We start from the raw sequence: 17,684 nt of genomic DNA, 5'->3' as shown, positions 1-17,684 counted from the left end.
CTATTTGTTTTTTGATGTTAAACTATCAATTATTTTATTCTCTGCCGGAGTTTTTAATGGGACCAAGGTATCGACTAAATCATTTGGAACAGTCATGGACAAAACATAATGTTTGATCAACCATTTTCCATTCTTCTTTTCCAAGACGCCTGATCCCCGACAGATCTTCATCTGTGTATTTAACAATTCATCTAGCCATGCTGTTTTACCATCGGCAGAAAAAGTGATATGTCTTTCCAAAGAAGTGAAGGACCAAGCTTTCCCTTTATCAAAATAAGGTTTGGCCCAGATCATGAAATCCTGCTTGTTCCAGCGTTCTGTAGCATCCGTGCCTATAAAGATGGACTCTTTGTCCATCAGGTCAAAATACGCTTTTAAATCGGCCTTGGAGGCCGCCAGATGCCATGCATCCATCACTTTGTTAATGGCTGCCTTTTGTGTTTGGTTTTGTGCGAAGGCCAGATTTATCCCCATAAATAGGACAATAAATAATCTTATCTTTTTCATATGTTGGTATTGGTTTATAAAAATTAAAATTTATCCAAAATGCTTCACATTTTTGGTGACATTATCGACATTCCACTCAATTTCCTTGCGGAAATCCTCCGAACGTATTGGGCAATTCTCTACATGGCAATAATGGCAACATTCCGGCATACAAGGATCTGCATGTATAAAGAATTCCGTTTTTGATTCCAGGTTAGCATTTAAAACTTGATCAAATTCGGATATAACATCATGAACCTTTGTCAAGGTATAATATTTTGGCAATGTTAAATGGCAATCAATATGCATTTCTTGACCATAACGCTGCACCCGGAGATTATGGACATCGATCCAATTTTCCTGTCTATTCTTGTTCAATACATCAACCACTTCCTGAACAATTTCGGTATCTGATTCATCCATCAGGCCTGATATAGATTTTCTAAGTAGCTTATACCCATTGAATAAAATAAAACTACCTAAACACATGGATAAGGCAATATCGATCCAAGCCTGGTTGGTAAATTTCATGATCAATAAGCCGGCTATCAATCCAAATGAGCTGATCGCATCCACCTGCAGGTGCTTACCATCGGCTTCAATCGTCAGCGAGCGTAGTGCCTTCCCTCTTTTCATGAGGTAGAATCCAACTCCTAAGTTGATAAAGGAAGTGGCCAAGATCAGGTAGATCCCTTCCTCCACATTGCTGACAGACTCTGGAAAGAAAATATTATAGATAGATTTGATGAGGATAACACTACCGGCAATAAAAATCATCCCTCCTTCCACGAAAACAGAGAAGAACTCCACTTTTCCGTGTCCGTAAGGATGGTTCTGGTCTTTAGGCTGAGATGCTAAATAGATACTATAATATGCAAAACCAGATGCTACCACGTTGACAATACTTTCCGCAGCATCTGAAAAGATCGCATTAGACCCTGTGATAAAATAAGCTACAAATTTTATCAGCATCAACAGGATGCCTGTTGCCAAAGAAAGCGACACTAACCTCATTTGTCTTGACATAGCTCTTATTTTTTAGAGGGGCAAATGTAATTATTAAATATACGTTTAATATCCTTTTTCTTCATGTTGTTTTCCTAATCGTTGGGCAATGATGGATACAACGAATATCTGGAAAGCATGATAGACCATCAACGGCAAAAAATACAATCCCAATTTGGGATTATTTGCGAAGATAAATTTGGCAAAAACACTACCATGGGTCAAGGACTTTTTAGATCCGCAGAACAATCCGGTAATCCGATCTTCACGATTAAATTTTAGCACAAACTTAAGGATCAAAAATATGAGCCCATAGGAAATGAAAAACAGTAGGATTACTCCAGCAAATAAACTTAACAAGTAGGAAGTCCCTATCGCATGAAATACATCGGAGATAAAGGATTCAGAAAAACTATTATAAACGATCAACAACACAACGGCCTTATCAAACTTGGTTAAGGATTTTCCATATTTATGCGCCCAATTTCCCCAATATTTTTGCAAAAATAAGCCCAAAATAACTGGAAGTATCACTTCAAGTAATAAACCTAAGTACAATTCAGCAAACATATTGACTTCGGTTACTTCTAGAAAGAAGTGCATAAGTAATGGTGTCATCAATACCCCAATCAATCCGGAAATGCTCGCATTAAAAATAGCCGCTGGAATATTACCTTTAGCAATAGCAACCATTACTACGGAAGAAGTAACCGTAGAGGGCAAAGCAGCTAAAAAATAAAAGGATAACCAAAATTGTTCTTGCGTTTCTGTCTGGACAAAAGGGCGAAACAAAAGCACCAAGACCGGAAATAAGATAAAAGTAAACAGCTGTACCGAAATATGGAGTTTCCAATTCTTCATACCAGCCTTTATTTCCGAAAAGCTAAGTTTCAATCCGTAAAAGAAAAAGACCAATGCGATACCTACGCTGCTTAGCACGGAAATGAATCGCCCATTCCCTATTTCCACTAGATCTGGGTATATATACGCAAGGATGATCATGGCTATTAAAGCAACAATAAACCCATCCAATTTCCATTTCAGTCGATTTCGCATATCAGATACAAAGCTATCATAAATTTCAGCAAAGGCTTATTTCCGCTGATTTTTTAAAATGTTACAGCAGAGAACTGAAATTCTTACATTTTTCGTATCATTAATAAATTGTATATAATATATTTGCAATATCATGAGTACAACATCCTATTTATCGGAAAGAATAAACAACCTTTCTGAATCAGCAACTTTAAAAATGACGAAATTAGGTCGTGAATTAGCGGCCAAAGGTATCAACGTTATCAGTCTTAGTGTCGGTGAACCGGATTTCAACACGCCAGAGCATGTAAAAGATGCTGCTAAGAAGGCGTTGGACGAAAACTATACCCGCTATTCACCTGTACCAGGTTATCCTGATTTACGTCAGGCTATCGTCAATAAGCTAAAGACCGAAAATGGTTTAGATTATGACATTTCCCAGATTGTGGTTTCAACTGGTGCTAAGCAGTCTCTTTCCAATGTATTGTTGACCTTGGTAAATCCCGGAGACGAAGTGATCATCCCTACACCTTATTGGGTTTCCTACTCTGAAATGGTGACTTTGGCAGAGGGTAAATCCGTTTTCATCGATACTGAAATCGATGCAGATTTTAAGATCACTCCGGAACAATTAGAAGCTGCCATTACTCCAAAAAGTAAGGTGTTCATGTTCTCCTCTCCTTGTAATCCTACTGGATCCGTTTATTCAAAGGATGAATTGGCGGCATTGGTAAAAGTATTTGAAAAACATCCACAGATCTTCATCATCTCTGATGAGATCTATGAGCATATCAATTTTGTGGACCAGCATGAGTCCATCGCGCAATTTCCTTCTGTAAAAGACAGGGTGATCATTGTAAATGGTTTTTCGAAAGCATTTGCGATGACCGGCTGGCGCTTGGGCTATATCGCTGCAAACAAAGAAATCGCAGCAGCCAATGATAAGATGCAAGGACAGACTACTTCAGGAACTTGCTCTATCTCACAACGCGCAGGAATCGCAGCTTACGAACAAGGATTGGATTCGGTAAATCAGATGAAAGAGGCTTTTGCACGTCGTCGTCAATTGGTTTATGATTTGTTGAATGATATCCCAGGTGTGAAAACGAACCTTCCTGATGGCGCGTTCTATTTCTTCCCGGAAATCAGTTCTTTTTTCGGAAAGCATGATCCTGATGGAAATGTGATTAAGGATTCTGCGGATCTTGCCTTGTATCTTTTGAACTATGGTCATGTGGCTACTGTAGGTGGAGATTCTTTTGGGAATAATAATTATATCCGTCTTTCTTATGCGGCATCCGATGAGAATTTAATTGAAGCGTTAAAGAGGATTAAGGAAGCTTTAGGGAAGTTGGTGTAAAGGAAGATTGCTTCGTCGTACCTCCTCGCAATGACGTGGAAAGTTCCTCGCAATGACGAGATAGTCGTAATGACGAGATAGTCACATTGACGAGGATACTTTGAAAATATAAAAGCTCGACTGCAAAGTCGAGCTTTATACTAACCAACTAAAATAAATATAAGATAATAAAAAACTATAATTAATAAACATGTTGACCATGTTTAGATTATGCTATTATAGTAAGGATTGGTAAATAACTTCTCCGATCAAACATCCTAATACAATCCCCGCTCCTACAGAAAATGAAATCTTTGCCCACCAAGGCAACTTTTTTATCAAACTCAATTCAACCACTATTTTAATGTCCGAAATATTATTACTAATTATCTATGGCAAAAGTGCGAAAGTATTGGTCTTGTGCCAAGGAATTGAAATTGGTTTAATTAGAATTGTAACCGAACAACTACATAGCTGTTTACAACATCTATTTTTAACATAAATATCATAAAAAAGAAATCTTTACTTGCCTATTTACAAACATTTACCTATTTTTGCACGTCCGTTAAAATAACTACGGCAAGAATTCATTAACATAATTATTTAAACAATGCAACAGTACGAATCTGTAATCATTCTTACCCCGTTGCTTTCAGAAGATGCTGCGAAAGAAGTAATCACTAAATTCAAAGACATCTTAGTAGAAGGCGGAGCCGAAATTATCGCTGAAGATAATTGGGGTTTGAGAAAATTAGCGTATCCGATCCAGAAAAAAACAACTGGGTTCTATCACTTAACTGAATTCAAGGCTCCAGGTGAATTAATCAAAAAATTAGAGGTTGACTACAAACGTGATGAGCGTGTGATGCGTTTCTTAACTATCTCTCTTGACAAGCATGCAGTTGCTTACAACGAGAAAAAACGTAGCGGAGCATTCAACAAGAAAGTAGAAACTAAAACTGAGGAGGCAGCAAACTAATGGCAAACGAAAATATCCAGTACGTAACAGCCCCTAAAGTAGAGGACAACCGTAAAAAATACTGTCGTTTCAGAAAGAACGGTATTAAATACATCGATTACAAAGACGCTAACTTCTTATTGAAGTTCGTTAATGATCAAGGTAAAATCTTACCTCGTCGATTAACAGGTACATCATTGAAATTTCAACGTAAAGTAGCTCAAGCGGTGAAACGTGCGCGTATCATCGGACTATTACCTTACGTAACTGATTCATTAAAATAAGGAGGATACGATAATGGAAGTTATATTAAGACAAGATGTTAAACACCTTGGAGAGAAAGACGATATCGTAGTAGTAAAACCAGGTTTCGGCCGTAACTACTTAATTCCTCAAGGATTTGCAGTATTGGCAACATCATCTGCAAAAAAAGTATTAGCTGAGAACATTAAACAAGCTCAGTTCAAACAAGATAAAATCAAGAAAGATGCTACGGAATTAGCTGGTAAATTAGAATCGGTAAAATTATCTATCGGTGCTAAAGCTGGTGAAACTGGTAAAATCTTTGGTAAAGTGAACAGCATCCAAATCGCTGACGCTCTTAAAGCGCAAGGTTACGATGTTGACCGTCGTCGCATCACTTTCGAAACTGAACCTAAAACTTTAGGCGAATACATCGCTAACTTAAACCTTCACAAAGAGGTTAAAGTTCAAGTTCCTTTCGAAGTAGTAGCAGAATAAGCTTTACGGATAAAAAAATAAAAGTCGCTTCAAATGAAGCGACTTTTTTTATGTTCGAATACCAACCTTAATTCGGCCAGTACACATCATGACGTTTGTAAGGTTTATTATTACCCTTATTGTTTTTGTATTTCTTCTTTTGCTGTCCAGGGGCATAACGTTTAGCAGATTTACCACCATAACGTTTCTTCGCTTGTCCTGGAGGAACATGACCACGGCGATGATCACTCACATAACAAGAGCTTACACTGAAGGCCATCACCGCTATTAGAATTAATCCCATTAATCTCTTCATATCTTATTATTTCTTGTTTCTATAGGTGTTAGACCAAATACTAAGCCAAAAGTCAATTCTATTTAAAAATTAATGAGTTGAAAGAAGCTATTCAGATCTTGATTCTTAAAATGAATTCGCCCAATCAAATTGATTTCAGTGGGTTGTGAGGATTTTCCGTTTATCTCCAGGTAATCCAGTTTTTCATAACTCGGCACGAAAGCAAAGTATTTTCCGATCAATGGACTGTTCTTATAATAAAAATGGAAAACCCGGTCAGATGGCACTAATGTTTCCTCCTGGCCTTGCTGCTGTCCAGCTGTAGTTAAATTTAAAAGACCAGCATGTTCCGATTTATGGAATTTATAGAATATCTTTTCAGGAACTAAGGATAGTAAATGTGGTGATCCCATGATGTTTAAATGGATATCCGGAACCTGAGTTTCATTTAAGGTCTTCTTTTCGATCATTTCAAAATTATCATCATAATCATAGCTGACTATCGAATCTACCTGTGTGATTTCCTTGTTGGATATCCGTAAGCTCAAATAATTCCCTAGATAGTTTGAAATGCTATCCAACGGTGTACTGCTGGTTGAATCGCTCAATAAGTTATTCAAATTAACCATGGCACCTAAATCATTATTGATTTCCAAATGCACCAATAAGGAATCGTGCGAATCAGTCTTCAACTTTTTGGTAGCCTTCGGAAACCGATAGGAATCGGAAGCTAATGTTCCGGTCAAGGTTGCTGTACCAGCAGAGAATTTGAGACTAAGGTAATTCTTCCCCTCTCCTTGCCAGGTCATATCGCCCAGGTTACTGTTTCTCTTTGCATCAAATCGTTCCTTTGCATTTACCCAATCCTGTTGATCATCTTGCAGTAAAGCTTTCATAGGTTCCAGATTTCCTTGATTTTCTTTCCCTAACCCTACGACTAGCTTGGTATCCGACAATAAAATACGCAGATCGCCTTTGGTGAAAAACAATTCATTGGAAGCAGACAATCCTTGCTGTGCCTCCATGCCTAATTTATCTGTTAAAAACTGTTTTGCCTTGGCAAAATTAGAAACCCTTAAAATGGTGTAATACGTTGATTCTCTCTCAGGCAAGGAAAAGAAGTAGAGATGCCCAGGAACATCAATCCCCATACCCCATATTTTCACTTTATCAGCAGAAGTGCTATCTTTTCCTTTCGAACCATAATAAGCATTCCAATTCATCAAAGAGTTACTTCCCATCTTTAGCAAAAGGTTATCCACTTTGATATGGAGCATGGCCTGAGAATCTTTCGGAATCCTGATCTTATCCGCCTGATTGGCCCTAATGGTTCTTAATACAAAAAGACTTATGGCGATAACCACCATAAGTCCTAAAATAACATAAAGTATCTTTTTTAAAATTCGCATGGAATTAGTCTTTAAACTTCAAGGTTAATTTATTGATGGCATCCACCATAAAACTCACCGCATTTGGTTTGGTTTTCGGGAAATCAACCCCAATTTCAAAACCTGCATTATTACCTTTCACTTTTTTAGAAACAAAATAAAGGTTGCCATATTGCGACAATTCATTGATCGTTTCTTCTATATTCCGGTGAATAGGAATGTCCAACTCCTTCACCAATGAAGGAACTTGTTTTGCATTGAACACCAGGGAAACTGGGTTATTCTTCACAAAGGAAACAAAACTTGCATCGCCTTTCCCGCGGAAAGTTTTGGATTTGATATCCTTCAATTTCTGTAAATCATTGGATAAAAATACTATTCCTTTATCAATTAATAAATAGGGTTTTATGCCCGATCTGTCGTTTATTTTTAATTCAAAAATACCACCATGGTCTTCAATGGAATTTTCCGATTTACCTACATTGATAATCTTTTCAAAAATACGGGTATCATCCGAAGAGAACATCCATATAAATTGAGGCAAAGTTTCCATTTTCGTGCGCTCTACCTCGGTATAATTATAATCATCATCGTATTGGTAATCCTTATATTTCACCTCTTGTTTGGTTACACCATTCACAACGAATAGATTATCGCCTTTGATTACTTTACCAAGAGCTTTTTCATCCAAGGTCACATCAGCGATGGTCGCAAACAGATCGATGATATTACCTACCTTATCGCCTGCCATATTACCATATACTTTTTTAACCAGACTTGGCATATGCTTGATGTAAGCCTCCGAGTTCATGTTCAATGAAATAAAACCCAACGCATTTGGATCTAAAAATTCAAAAAACTTAGGATTGAACTTGTTTTTATAGATATCCTTAAAATATTTCGTCATTTCCTTGTCCAGGCCAAGGTCTCCTACGAATTTCAACTGAGGACCATCAACGATCAAACTTCCTGCTAAAGATTCATAGCCATAATCGAAAATTGGCTTAGCACCAAATGTTCCGTAAAATAGATCCATTGGATAATATAGACTATAGAATTCATTAAAGTTCTTCATTTCTAAACGCATCAATTCATTATCCTTCATTCTGGAGAAAGTTTTTGACTTGCTATAACCTATCTTACCGTCCAATATTTGCGTAAATCTTTGGTTGACCCATTGAGCCATCAAGACATTCTTTACGGAATCATTATGCTGAGATACTTCGGCATACACCTTATAATAATCATCCTGATATTCATCACGTTCCAAAACCGAATCTACATAAGCATATTCATCCTCTTCTATTTCAGTTCCTTTAGCTGGAGGAGAAGCCGGCGGAACTATAAATTCTTCTCCTTCTTCGAATTCAACCTCTTTGATTTCACCTTGCTTAACCGGTGGAACTTCGACCGCAGTAATAGTCGTATCTACATAAACCGTATCTGGGTAAGCTTCCACGGTAGTTGCTGCTGCTGCATCATCATAATTATATTTAGGATCTTCCTTTAGGCCGTATCTTGTTCTGATCTCCTCCTTATTAAAATAATTGAACATAGGGACAGCACCCAGAAAATAAAGGGTATTGTCATCCCAGGACATCCTTAATGTACCGTCTGAGGTATACATGGTTTTCAGGCCATCTACCGTCTGTATTTTTTTATCTTTAGGCAGGACCTCTTCTAATTGCGCTACATTGGCTATTGGAAACAATGCCCCGATGTATTGAACACTATCCGTGATCTGGGCATGGATATAGGCCTTGGAATTCAGGTCAAGACCCAATTCTTGGATGTTCTCCTTACTTATCTTATTCTTTTTTCCGAAAACATTATCAAAGAACCCTATATTCTGGAAGATCTTATTCACTTCAGCTGCATCCACGTGCTTAAAAAAAGCCTTTCCATTCATCGCCATGACTACTTGAGCTTCCTCAGGAACCTTTTTCAATAAGTCTTGGGCATGAATCATGTTGCTCCATCCAACCGTCGCAAGAACAGCGACTAGTCTAATCATTTTCATATTATATGTATTAGGGTTAATGTTTCTATTTTAAAACGATGGTATTCGTCAGGTCCACCTTTCCATTGATCAAATCAGGAATATTGACCTTTAACATCACCGCCTTCTTATTTGGTGATACCTTCGCTAGATTATTCTGTTGTTTTGCTACCAAATTCTCAAAACGATAGATACTTGTATAAAAGGCCTGTCCGAAAGATTGCCTATTTTCTGGTCTTAATTTTTCGAATTCCTTCTTTCCTTCCGTACTGTGTTTATAATTTCTTTTCAGCGTTTTAGATCCGGCATCATAACTATAGCTGGAATAACTGTTTATCTTCGCTTTAAAGTGCTTGGATAAAGTGTTGGTATAAGCATTCAAGGCTTGCACATTCTGGAAATCACAGCTGATGCTGGCAATATAATTGTCAAAATCCAAACGCTGCTTAACATTGCTGATTCCAGGGGTGTTTTTTAATAGATTGACGATGACTGCCATTTCCTTCCTTATTTCCGCCTGATTTGGGATCTGGATACCATCAATTTTATCCAATTTCATTAAGGAAGCCACTTTGGTTTTACTTTTACTGAGGTTCAAAGTTCCTTGGATAGTGCCGGAACCATTGGATTTCATGTTGATTTCTTCCACTACATCAAAACAGGATGTTAAGCAAAAAATGCTCAACAGACAGATCATAAAATGAATAATACGCTTCATATTTTCTTTAAAAAAATAGCAATAATAAACTGGAGTAAACCTAAAGAATTTTATTGACTAGACTAATTAATAGTTTGTTCAAATTATATAATAAATACAATATCCTGCTTAATACAAGCAATATGCCACAATTCTGTGAATAATTAGTTATTTATTTACAAATCTTTAAAGGCAATAAATGAAAATAGGCAGTACCCTAATAATCAAGGTACTGCCTATCCATTAAATAATTATTATTTAATAATTATATTTCTCAACTGATTTAATTTGGTTATTACCTTCCGTAAAGACCAATGTAGGTTGATAAGTTTCTGCTTCTTCCGGACTAAGGTTTATGAACGATAAAATATGTACCGTATCTCCTACCTTAGCATGCAACGCCGCCCCACCGTTCATACATACCTCTCCACTACCCCGTTTTCCAGGCAATACGTAAGTCATGATACGACTTCCATTTACTGCGTTATTGATGTAAACCTGCTCGTATTTCACAATACCTGCTGCATCCAATAAATCAGCATCAATGGTAATCGAACCATTATAGGCCACGTTTGCCTCTGTAACTTTAACTGTATGAATTTTCGCTTTTAATAATTTTAATTCCATAGATTGTTTACTTCCTAAATAGATTGTTTGATGGCCTGATCGGCCAAATGAATTGTTAAAAATATAATTTCTTTCTGATTTTGCTTAATGATATGTTTGTGATAATGCACATGGTAAGAAAATTCAAAAGGCTTTTCCATATCCAAGTCTTCATCCGCCTGTGCCATTACCTGATATTCCGTTTCTCCTTTCGCATTGTATTTCCTGATCTCATACCCAAAACTCTTTTCTTGGAGATAAAACCAACTGCCTTCACCTAATCCACCTAACCAAGTAGCCTGTTCAGGGACATGCATGGGCTTGTAAGGCTCATCAATATACCCTAAAATATTATCATCTGGCAAGGATTTCGCATGGGAAGAGAAAAAATTAGGCTTCAATAAACCGATCTGGAATTTTAAGGATTCCCAGCGGTTCAGCTTCCATTTCTCGATTACATTCCTTTCCAAAATAACTATTTCATTATCCTCCACCGCATTAACCACATTACTCGTCGGGCTTGCCTTGATGTTTTCCGGATACAGGATCTTCTGGATTCGCTTATCCTTTGGCTTCATACCTTCTACTAAGATCTGTGCCACATACCTCGAACAGGAATTGTTTTTTGCAGCCAATGCTCCATATAATATAGGCCCTTGATCCACCAGATCTTCCGCAAATTTTACGGCCTTTTCAAATGAAATATGATAGGAAACAGAACATAACAGTTTTCCACCACCATGGGTCGCAGCTTCTTTCGCCCTTAATTCCAATAAGATAGCATTCAGATTTTGCAATTCGCCATTTTCATCAAACTGGGCTTTTGTGTCTATTTTTAATCGCGGATCGAACTCGGCAGATCTTGCTCTACCATAGCCCCTAGGTACAATATACCGACCGAAATCGTAGTATTTGATCAAGCCGGATTTCCGTTCAACCAATACGATAGCTGCATGCCCAACTTTAAAATTCAGGTTCTTTACCACCCCTAATTTCTTAAAGAAAGACATCCATAATTCATCACCCCTGGCCGTTTGATCTGGCCAGGCAAGTGGTATGGCTATATCATTGTATCGTTGCATCTTTCCGCGCTACCTTTGCTTTTGAAATCCAATAAAAATCTTTGTATAGTTTTTCCAGATACCGATCGCCGTAATCCGGAAACAAGAGCACCAGATTATCCGTTGGCTTTAAATCCATGGCTCCTATATGCTTATCCAAGGCAGCCAATACGGCAGCACTCGAATAGCCTAAAAGCTGGTTGAATTCCAGTGCAAATTCATGTGCCATTTCTTTACTGGCCTCCAAAGAGACCTGAAATACACGGTCAACTGTGTTCACATCGAACGACCCAGGAATAAAAGTCCTTCCGATACCTTCAATGGAATCAAATTTAACCTCCATCTCTGGCAGTTTCTGTTGGATCAGGAAATGCTGATACACCGAATTATTAGGCTCTACGCCAAAAACCTTGATGCTTGGGTTCATTTCTTTAAGGTATCTTCCAACCCCGGATATGGTCCCTCCAGTTCCCATCCCGATCAGCACATGGCTAACTTTACCTGCTGTCTGATTCCAGATTTCAGGTCCCGTAGTTTTATAATGTGCTCTGATGTTGGATGAATTATAATACTGGTTTGTAAAATAGGCATCTTCGGTATTTGCAGCATATGCTTGGGCGAGGTATTGGGTTGATTGAAAATCATGCAATCCATTCGAATTCTCACAAACAACCACCTCTGCACCATAGCTCTCCAAAACCTCTATCTTCTCCTGGGAACAGGACTGGGAAACAAAAATCTTACTTTTATAACCCATCTCTTTGGCGATCATCGCCACACTGATCCCTGTATTGCCACTGCTTGCCTCAACGAATGTGCCCCCTTTGGGAAGCCTATTTTGTTTGATCGCTTCTTCCATCATGAATAATGCAACCCGGTCTTTGGCTGATTTCCCTGGATTATGGTATTCCTCTTTTATAAAAATATTGACGCCATAACGCGCTGATAGTTCAGTGTGTTTATGGAGTGCTGTATTTCCAATCTTTTCTCTTAGCAAAGTCTCTCCGAATTGAATGATGTTTCCTGTTATTTTTTGGTTTCTTGTTATTATTTATAACGATAAGATACCCGTTTTTATTTCTAAATAAAACAACTACCAAGCCAAATTGTTGAAGGAAATGGCTGAAATGGTGTTAATAGGCTAATTCTTATCAGAAAAGTTACAATTAAATATTTAAATTTGTTGGAAACCGTAACAATATGAAACCAAAATCAATCATCATAGCTGTACTATTAGCGTTGCTATTGCTTATTTTATTCAATAATAAGGAAGAAGCGACTTTTTGGTTATTTACAGAGATCAGGACTTCTAAATTGATCATTCTTGGGATATTCTTTTTGATGGGGGTAGCCGTTGGCGGGATATTATTCCGCAGGAAGGCAAAACACCCGAAAGAGTATGGAGTTTCGAATCCGAATGTGGGGTATTTGGCGCCTGAGGATGAAGAGTTTTTGAAGGATGAGAGAGATGGGTTATCTGATGATGATAGGGAGTATATCCGTAGGGATTAGGTGGTTTAATTGCACAGCCCCCGTCATTGCGAGGTACGAAGCAATCCTAAGCGTCATTGCGAGGAACTTCCCCCGTCATTGCCATTTAATCGTCATTGCGAGGAACTTTCCCCGTCTTTGCGAGGAACGAAACAATCTTCCCGCATGTCATGCTGAGCGTAGTCGAAGCATCTGTGCGTAGACCAATGTACAGATCCTTGGAATCCGCTCAGCATGACAAAGGTCAAAGATTGCTTCGTCGTACCTCCTCGCAATGACGCGGAAAAATCATTTCCATTCCCATATTTTTTCAGGAGAATCCGTAAATATTCCCCTACTATTCCCTCAAAAATTAATGCTTTCAAAATGAGGAAGTTTAGAAATTATTTAAAAATAACTTTACAATAAGTTTGCAATTTCAGGTGAAAAGTCTACCTTTGCATCACTTCAAACAACGAAGTGGTTCTTTTAAACAAAGAATTCCGATTCCGTAGCTCAGCTGGTAGAGCAATACACTTTTAATGTATGGGTCCTGGGTTCGAGTCCCAGCGGGATCACAGAAAAAAGCAACTCTTTTGGAGTTGCTTTTTTTTGTATTTAGTAGTTAGACCAAAGGCGCCATGCCTAAACTATTTTTAAATATTATTTCGAAGAAGATTCCATTTAATTGGATATTTTAAGCATAAGTATCTATTTCGCATACTGGTAAAGAAAATACCTTCCATAAGAACTCAATTTTCTTATAGTTAGCTTCGAAGTAAAACCATAGTGAAAGTATACTAAAAGTATGTAAAATGTATGCTTTACATACTTCCCGCCCACTTCCACCCTGCTTTAACCCTACTTAAACCACGATTCTAACCCAAATTCAAACATATTTTGAAGACATATCATAGAAGCCACTGGGAGAAAATGGATAATATCCGTCAAGATTTCCTGCTTAATCCACAAGTTTTGCAAAAAACAAAGCTATCATAAAGATTACCAATAGAAAATGTAGATAATTTGTATATACCATTGTAAGTAAATTGCAGGATTTGTTGCCTCATCCATCATATAGATTCGGTTCTTTCTTCATATTCTTGTAAAAACAAGTAATCATGAAAATAGGAAGGAAATCAATTTCAAATTTTGGCGGCATTTTATGGCTCGTTTTAATCTCCTTAAGCACTATCGCATTCCAATCTTGTAAAAAAGATAAAGACGATATTGAAGATGAAGATCTAGACCAAGTTTGGGGAGGATCTGAACGACCGTTTCCTATTTATACCATTGATGATGCCACCTATATTGTTAAAGAAGATGGGACGCTTTGGGCAAGAGGACGAATATTTAGTACTTCCCCTGGTGTAAATGAAGCCGGATATATACAATTAGAAAGCAATGTAAAGAAAATTGCAAATGCTCATAATGCGGAGCGGCTATATGTACTCAGAAAAGACAATTCCGTATGGAGATCACCTGTTTTACCAAGTGATGAAAAACCCGAATTTGTTAATCAAAAAGCTACGGAAAAAGTAGCAGACAACGTAAAAGATGTAGTGGAGGGCCAGTATTTCGCGGCACTATTGAAATATGATGGTACGGTTTGGGCACTTGGGAAAAATTCAAATGGTCAATTCGGATTAGGAACTGCTAGTGATCAAGAATTACCGCTTACCCAAATTGCCAGTGGTGTAAAGCAAATTGCTGTAGGATTTAATACTATTTATCTTTTAAAAAATGATAACTCGCTATGGTCTGCTGGAGATGATAATTATGGCAAACTAGGCTATCCTACCGACGGAGACCAACGCACTTTCGGGAAGGTAATGGAAGATGTGAGAATTGTGCGTGCAAACGGAAATAATGTTATGGTCATTAAAAAAGACCGCTCAGCCTGGTCTTTCGGCACCAATGCCAATGGTACCCAAGGCATTGGCGTTAGTCCGAGTGGCAGTATTGAACCCATCTACCCCCACCGAATTGCTGATCAAGTAAAAGAGGTCTTCCCTATGGGATATACCTGTTTTTTTCTTAAAGAAAATGGAACGCTTTGGGCATCCGGCACTAATAATTATGGGCAAATGGGTATGGCTACACCAGATCGTAGCCTTATTTTTATCCAGATAGCGGAGAATGTAACTTACATGTCGGCACACAATTATAATCGCCATATTGTAATACTGCAAAACGATAAATACATGATGACCGGTCGCAATGCTTTTAAAGAAATTCAACAGTCAGCCATCCAAAAATTCACTACTTTTACAGAATTCGAAATGCCGTAGAACTAATCGATTAATACCAACAAATTGAAATGAATAATTTTACCAAAGCAGAAAATATCTTGAGTCAAATTAGTGACAAAACTAAACTTGGCGACTTAAGAAAAATTGCAAATGACATTAAAAGAGACCATGAATTAGCTTTGGAGCTGTGGTCATCAAAGGTGTTTTTAGCACGTCAATTGGCAATTTTAATCATGGATAAGAAGCAACTATCTCCAGAATTTATTGATAAGTTGGACAAAGATATAATGCAACATAATGAAAATGAAAGGATTCAATTAATTGACTGGTTAATGGCCAACCAATTATCAAAGGACAAAAATACAATTGCATTAATGAATACTTGGGAGAATAGTCCATCTTCACTTCAGAGAAGGGTTTATTGGTATTATCAAGGTCGCTTACGTTGGGTTGGGCAAAAACCGACTAATAGTCAAGAATTATTATCAAAAATTGAATCACGTATAGATAAGGAGGTATTAGAAGTGCAATGGGCCATGAATTTCACGGCAGGTTGGATAGGTGTTTATGAAAAAGAACTCCGAAATCGATGTATTGCACTTGGTGAAAAAACTGGCCTTTTCAAAGAAAAAACAGTATCCAAAGGATGTACTCCGGAATATTTGCCAGAGTTTATAAGAATAGAAAGTAACAAGCGGAATTTATAATTCGCACATGATAAATACTACATCAATCCCAAATCCTTAACCTTTTGCAATAGGTTCACCGTTTTATTCACATTAAATTTCTGAAGAAGATTTCTTCGGTGCGTATCCACCGTAGCTGGGCTCACAAACAACAGTTCTGCCATTTGTACAGAACTTAAACCTTGTGCTAAATAATTAATTACCTCCTTTTCCCTGCGGGTAAGGGCAGGAATTTCCTCCTTCGGATTTACCTTGCTTATCGCCATAACTTTTTGAGCGGCTTCGCCAATATAAATCCCACCAGCGGCTATATGCGTAATAGCCCGCACAATCTCCTCCATGGCTGCACTTTTTAACAGGTAGCCCGATGCACCATGCTGCAACATCTGAAGCATCATATTCCGATCATCCAGATTACTCAAACCTAAAATGAGTAAATCGGGATAGGCTTGTTTTATTTCCGAACAAACCACCAACCCATTACCATCAGGCAATTGAATATCCAAAAGCAATACATCAGCCTCCAAAACCTTAAGCAAATTCCGGAGTTCAGTTAAACTGGCTGCAGCCGCAAGCACTTCAATTTCCTTATGTGGTAACAAATAGCTACTCAAACCCTGTGTAATCAACGGATGATCATCACAAATAATCGTACGAATCATATTTTAAATTTGGCATGTAATCATAAAATTGGAACCTTCTCCTATTTGGGAATCAATATTCAATTTTCCACCCAAGGCAATAACCCGATCTTCTAAATTATGAAGACCCATATTTCTTCTTATTTGGTTTGGATCGAAACCCTTGCCATCATCTTCCACCTCAATTAGCACAAAATTATCCTCCACTCCTACTTGAACAAGGATCTTAGAAGCATCCGCATGTTTCACCGCATTGGTTATCAGTTCCTGTATAATACGCAATAAGGGCAACTCTATATTGCTGTCCTTTAAGGATTCCAATCCTCGAGCATAAAAATTGATCTTAGTTGAAGTGGATTCCATCTGCTGACAAAAATGTCGAATGGCTTCCTCAAAACCATCATTCTTCAAAACGATTGGTTCAAGGTTATGTGCAGTTTGTCGAAGTTCTAAAATCACTGCCCCCAACTGTTCGGTCACTACCGCTAAATCCATTTGATGATGGGTATGTCCATCCTGATGATGTTTACCTTGATGGTCCCGAGCAATACGTTCCACATTCATTTTTAATCCCGTAACCTGTCCGATCAATCCATCGTGCAAATCCCGAGCAAGCCGTTTTCTTTCCTGCTCCTCTCCTTCAATTAATGCTTTTGCCACATCGATTTCCCGCTGTTGTTTTAACAATAGGGTTTCCTGTATCGTTCTTTTCTTTCTAGCGTTCAAGGCATACCAAATCCAAAGTCCAATCAAGCCGGCAAGCACAAGACCCGAAATCATGAAGGTTCGGTTTAATAGATTTCTACTTTCCAATAAGTTGATCGCTTGTTCTTTTTCAGCCGTACGATATTTTGTTTCCAGCACAGCCATCTGTTTTTTGAAGTCTAATGCCCCAAGGCTATCACTCAAGACTTTATATTCACGAGTCCAGCGATATGCCTGTTCAAAATTCCCCAAACTAGCCTCCATTCCCGCAATCTCATTGATCATCACCATCCGGCTTTTGCTCATCGTACCACGGGGATCTGCTAATAGCTCCGAAAGTT

General features: G+C 38.0%; 19 protein-coding genes and 1 tRNA gene. 8 read left to right on the top strand and 12 right to left on the bottom strand.

Features of this window, described 5'->3' with window-relative positions; all coding sequences use genetic code 11:
* Genes VJ786_RS09335 through VJ786_RS09325 form a run of 3 tightly spaced genes read right to left on the bottom strand, consistent with a single transcriptional unit; the run spans nt 1 to nt 2,547 of the window.
* Nucleotides 1-507, bottom strand: a complete 507-nt coding sequence (locus VJ786_RS09335; RefSeq protein WP_134776532.1) for a nuclear transport factor 2 family protein — start codon at nt 505-507, stop codon at nt 1-3.
* Between the two features lie 30 nt (nt 508-537).
* Nucleotides 538-1,512, bottom strand: a complete 975-nt coding sequence (locus VJ786_RS09330; protein ID WP_099367522.1) for a cation diffusion facilitator family transporter — start codon at nt 1,510-1,512, stop codon at nt 538-540.
* A gap of 45 nt (nt 1,513-1,557) precedes the next feature.
* Nucleotides 1,558-2,547 carry a bile acid:sodium symporter family protein gene (locus VJ786_RS09325; protein ID WP_134776533.1) on the bottom strand — a complete coding sequence of 330 codons (990 nt, stop codon included), beginning with the start codon at nt 2,545-2,547 and terminating at the stop codon, nt 1,558-1,560.
* A gap of 133 nt (nt 2,548-2,680) precedes the next feature.
* Here VJ786_RS09325 and VJ786_RS09320 point away from each other — a divergent pair, with 133 nt between their 5' ends.
* The 4 genes from VJ786_RS09320 (at nt 2,681) to rplI (ending at nt 5,564) form a co-directional block, all read left to right on the top strand.
* Entirely contained in the window at nt 2,681-3,886 is a 1,206-nt protein-coding gene (locus VJ786_RS09320) for a pyridoxal phosphate-dependent aminotransferase (RefSeq protein ID WP_245153283.1), read from the top strand.
* Nucleotides 3,887-4,475: 589 nt separating this feature from the next.
* The gene (gene rpsF, locus VJ786_RS09315; RefSeq protein WP_099367520.1) at nt 4,476-4,844 is read left to right on the top strand and encodes a 30S ribosomal protein S6; all 369 of its coding nucleotides are present in this window, start codon (nt 4,476-4,478) and stop codon (nt 4,842-4,844) included.
* Nucleotides 4,844-5,107 (top strand): 30S ribosomal protein S18, encoded by a 264-nt coding sequence (gene rpsR, locus VJ786_RS09310; protein WP_099367519.1) that lies wholly within the window; start codon nt 4,844-4,846, stop codon nt 5,105-5,107. The genes rpsF and rpsR overlap by 1 nt, the downstream gene beginning before the upstream one ends.
* 13 nt (nt 5,108-5,120) lie before the next feature.
* Nucleotides 5,121-5,564, top strand: coding sequence for a 50S ribosomal protein L9 (gene rplI / locus VJ786_RS09305; RefSeq protein WP_099367518.1), 444 nt, complete (start codon nt 5,121-5,123; stop codon nt 5,562-5,564).
* A 67-nt stretch (nt 5,565-5,631) separates the two neighbouring features.
* Here the strand turns inward: rplI and VJ786_RS09300 are convergent, their stop codons facing one another.
* From VJ786_RS09300 to VJ786_RS09270, 7 genes are all read right to left on the bottom strand, one after another.
* Nucleotides 5,632-5,859, bottom strand: coding sequence for a hypothetical protein (locus tag VJ786_RS09300; protein WP_099367517.1), 228 nt, complete (start codon nt 5,857-5,859; stop codon nt 5,632-5,634).
* A gap of 62 nt (nt 5,860-5,921) precedes the next feature.
* Nucleotides 5,922-7,247, bottom strand: coding sequence for a hypothetical protein (locus tag VJ786_RS09295; RefSeq protein WP_134776534.1), 1,326 nt, complete (start codon nt 7,245-7,247; stop codon nt 5,922-5,924).
* A gap of 4 nt (nt 7,248-7,251) precedes the next feature.
* Nucleotides 7,252-9,240, bottom strand: a complete 1,989-nt coding sequence (locus VJ786_RS09290; RefSeq protein ID WP_336557651.1) for a hypothetical protein — start codon at nt 9,238-9,240, stop codon at nt 7,252-7,254.
* A gap of 31 nt (nt 9,241-9,271) precedes the next feature.
* On the bottom strand, nt 9,272-9,943 hold the full coding sequence (locus tag VJ786_RS09285) for a hypothetical protein (RefSeq protein WP_134776536.1): 672 nt from the start codon (nt 9,941-9,943) through the stop codon (nt 9,272-9,274).
* A 237-nt stretch (nt 9,944-10,180) separates the two neighbouring features.
* Nucleotides 10,181-10,549 (bottom strand): aspartate 1-decarboxylase, encoded by a 369-nt coding sequence (panD, locus tag VJ786_RS09280; protein ID WP_099367513.1) that lies wholly within the window; start codon nt 10,547-10,549, stop codon nt 10,181-10,183.
* A 14-nt stretch (nt 10,550-10,563) separates the two neighbouring features.
* Entirely contained in the window at nt 10,564-11,610 is a 1,047-nt protein-coding gene (locus VJ786_RS09275; protein ID WP_099367512.1) for a DUF6695 family protein, read from the bottom strand.
* Nucleotides 11,594-12,586, bottom strand: a complete 993-nt coding sequence (locus tag VJ786_RS09270; protein WP_167554227.1) for a PLP-dependent cysteine synthase family protein — start codon at nt 12,584-12,586, stop codon at nt 11,594-11,596. The genes VJ786_RS09275 and VJ786_RS09270 overlap by 17 nt, the downstream gene beginning before the upstream one ends.
* Nucleotides 12,587-12,789: 203 nt before the next feature.
* Between VJ786_RS09270 and VJ786_RS09265 the strand changes: the two genes are divergently transcribed.
* From VJ786_RS09265 to VJ786_RS09250, 4 genes are all read left to right on the top strand, one after another.
* On the top strand, nt 12,790-13,101 hold the full coding sequence (locus VJ786_RS09265) for a hypothetical protein (RefSeq protein ID WP_099367510.1): 312 nt from the start codon (nt 12,790-12,792) through the stop codon (nt 13,099-13,101).
* 463 nt (nt 13,102-13,564) lie between these two features.
* Nucleotides 13,565-13,637: transfer RNA gene (locus VJ786_RS09260), tRNA-Lys, on the top strand.
* A gap of 543 nt (nt 13,638-14,180) precedes the next feature.
* The gene (locus VJ786_RS09255; RefSeq protein ID WP_134776538.1) at nt 14,181-15,350 is read left to right on the top strand and encodes an RCC1 domain-containing protein; all 1,170 of its coding nucleotides are present in this window, start codon (nt 14,181-14,183) and stop codon (nt 15,348-15,350) included.
* 29 nt (nt 15,351-15,379) lie between these two features.
* Nucleotides 15,380-16,018 (top strand): DNA alkylation repair protein, encoded by a 639-nt coding sequence (locus tag VJ786_RS09250; RefSeq protein WP_134776539.1) that lies wholly within the window; start codon nt 15,380-15,382, stop codon nt 16,016-16,018.
* A gap of 17 nt (nt 16,019-16,035) precedes the next feature.
* Here VJ786_RS09250 and VJ786_RS09245 read toward each other — a convergent pair whose 3' ends face one another.
* Nucleotides 16,036-16,659: a response regulator gene (locus VJ786_RS09245; protein WP_134776540.1), complete on the bottom strand. Its 624-nt coding sequence runs from the start codon at nt 16,657-16,659 to the stop codon at nt 16,036-16,038.
* A gap of 3 nt (nt 16,660-16,662) precedes the next feature.
* On the bottom strand, nt 16,663-17,684 hold a 1,022-nt coding region (locus tag VJ786_RS09240), incomplete at its 5' end, for a sensor histidine kinase (RefSeq protein ID WP_336557650.1).

The sequence above is a fragment of the Sphingobacterium tenebrionis genome, assembly GCF_037126265.1.
Classification (GTDB): Bacteria; Bacteroidota; Bacteroidia; order Sphingobacteriales; family Sphingobacteriaceae; genus Sphingobacterium; species Sphingobacterium tenebrionis.
This window is presented reverse-complemented; position numbering and strand designations above follow the sequence as displayed.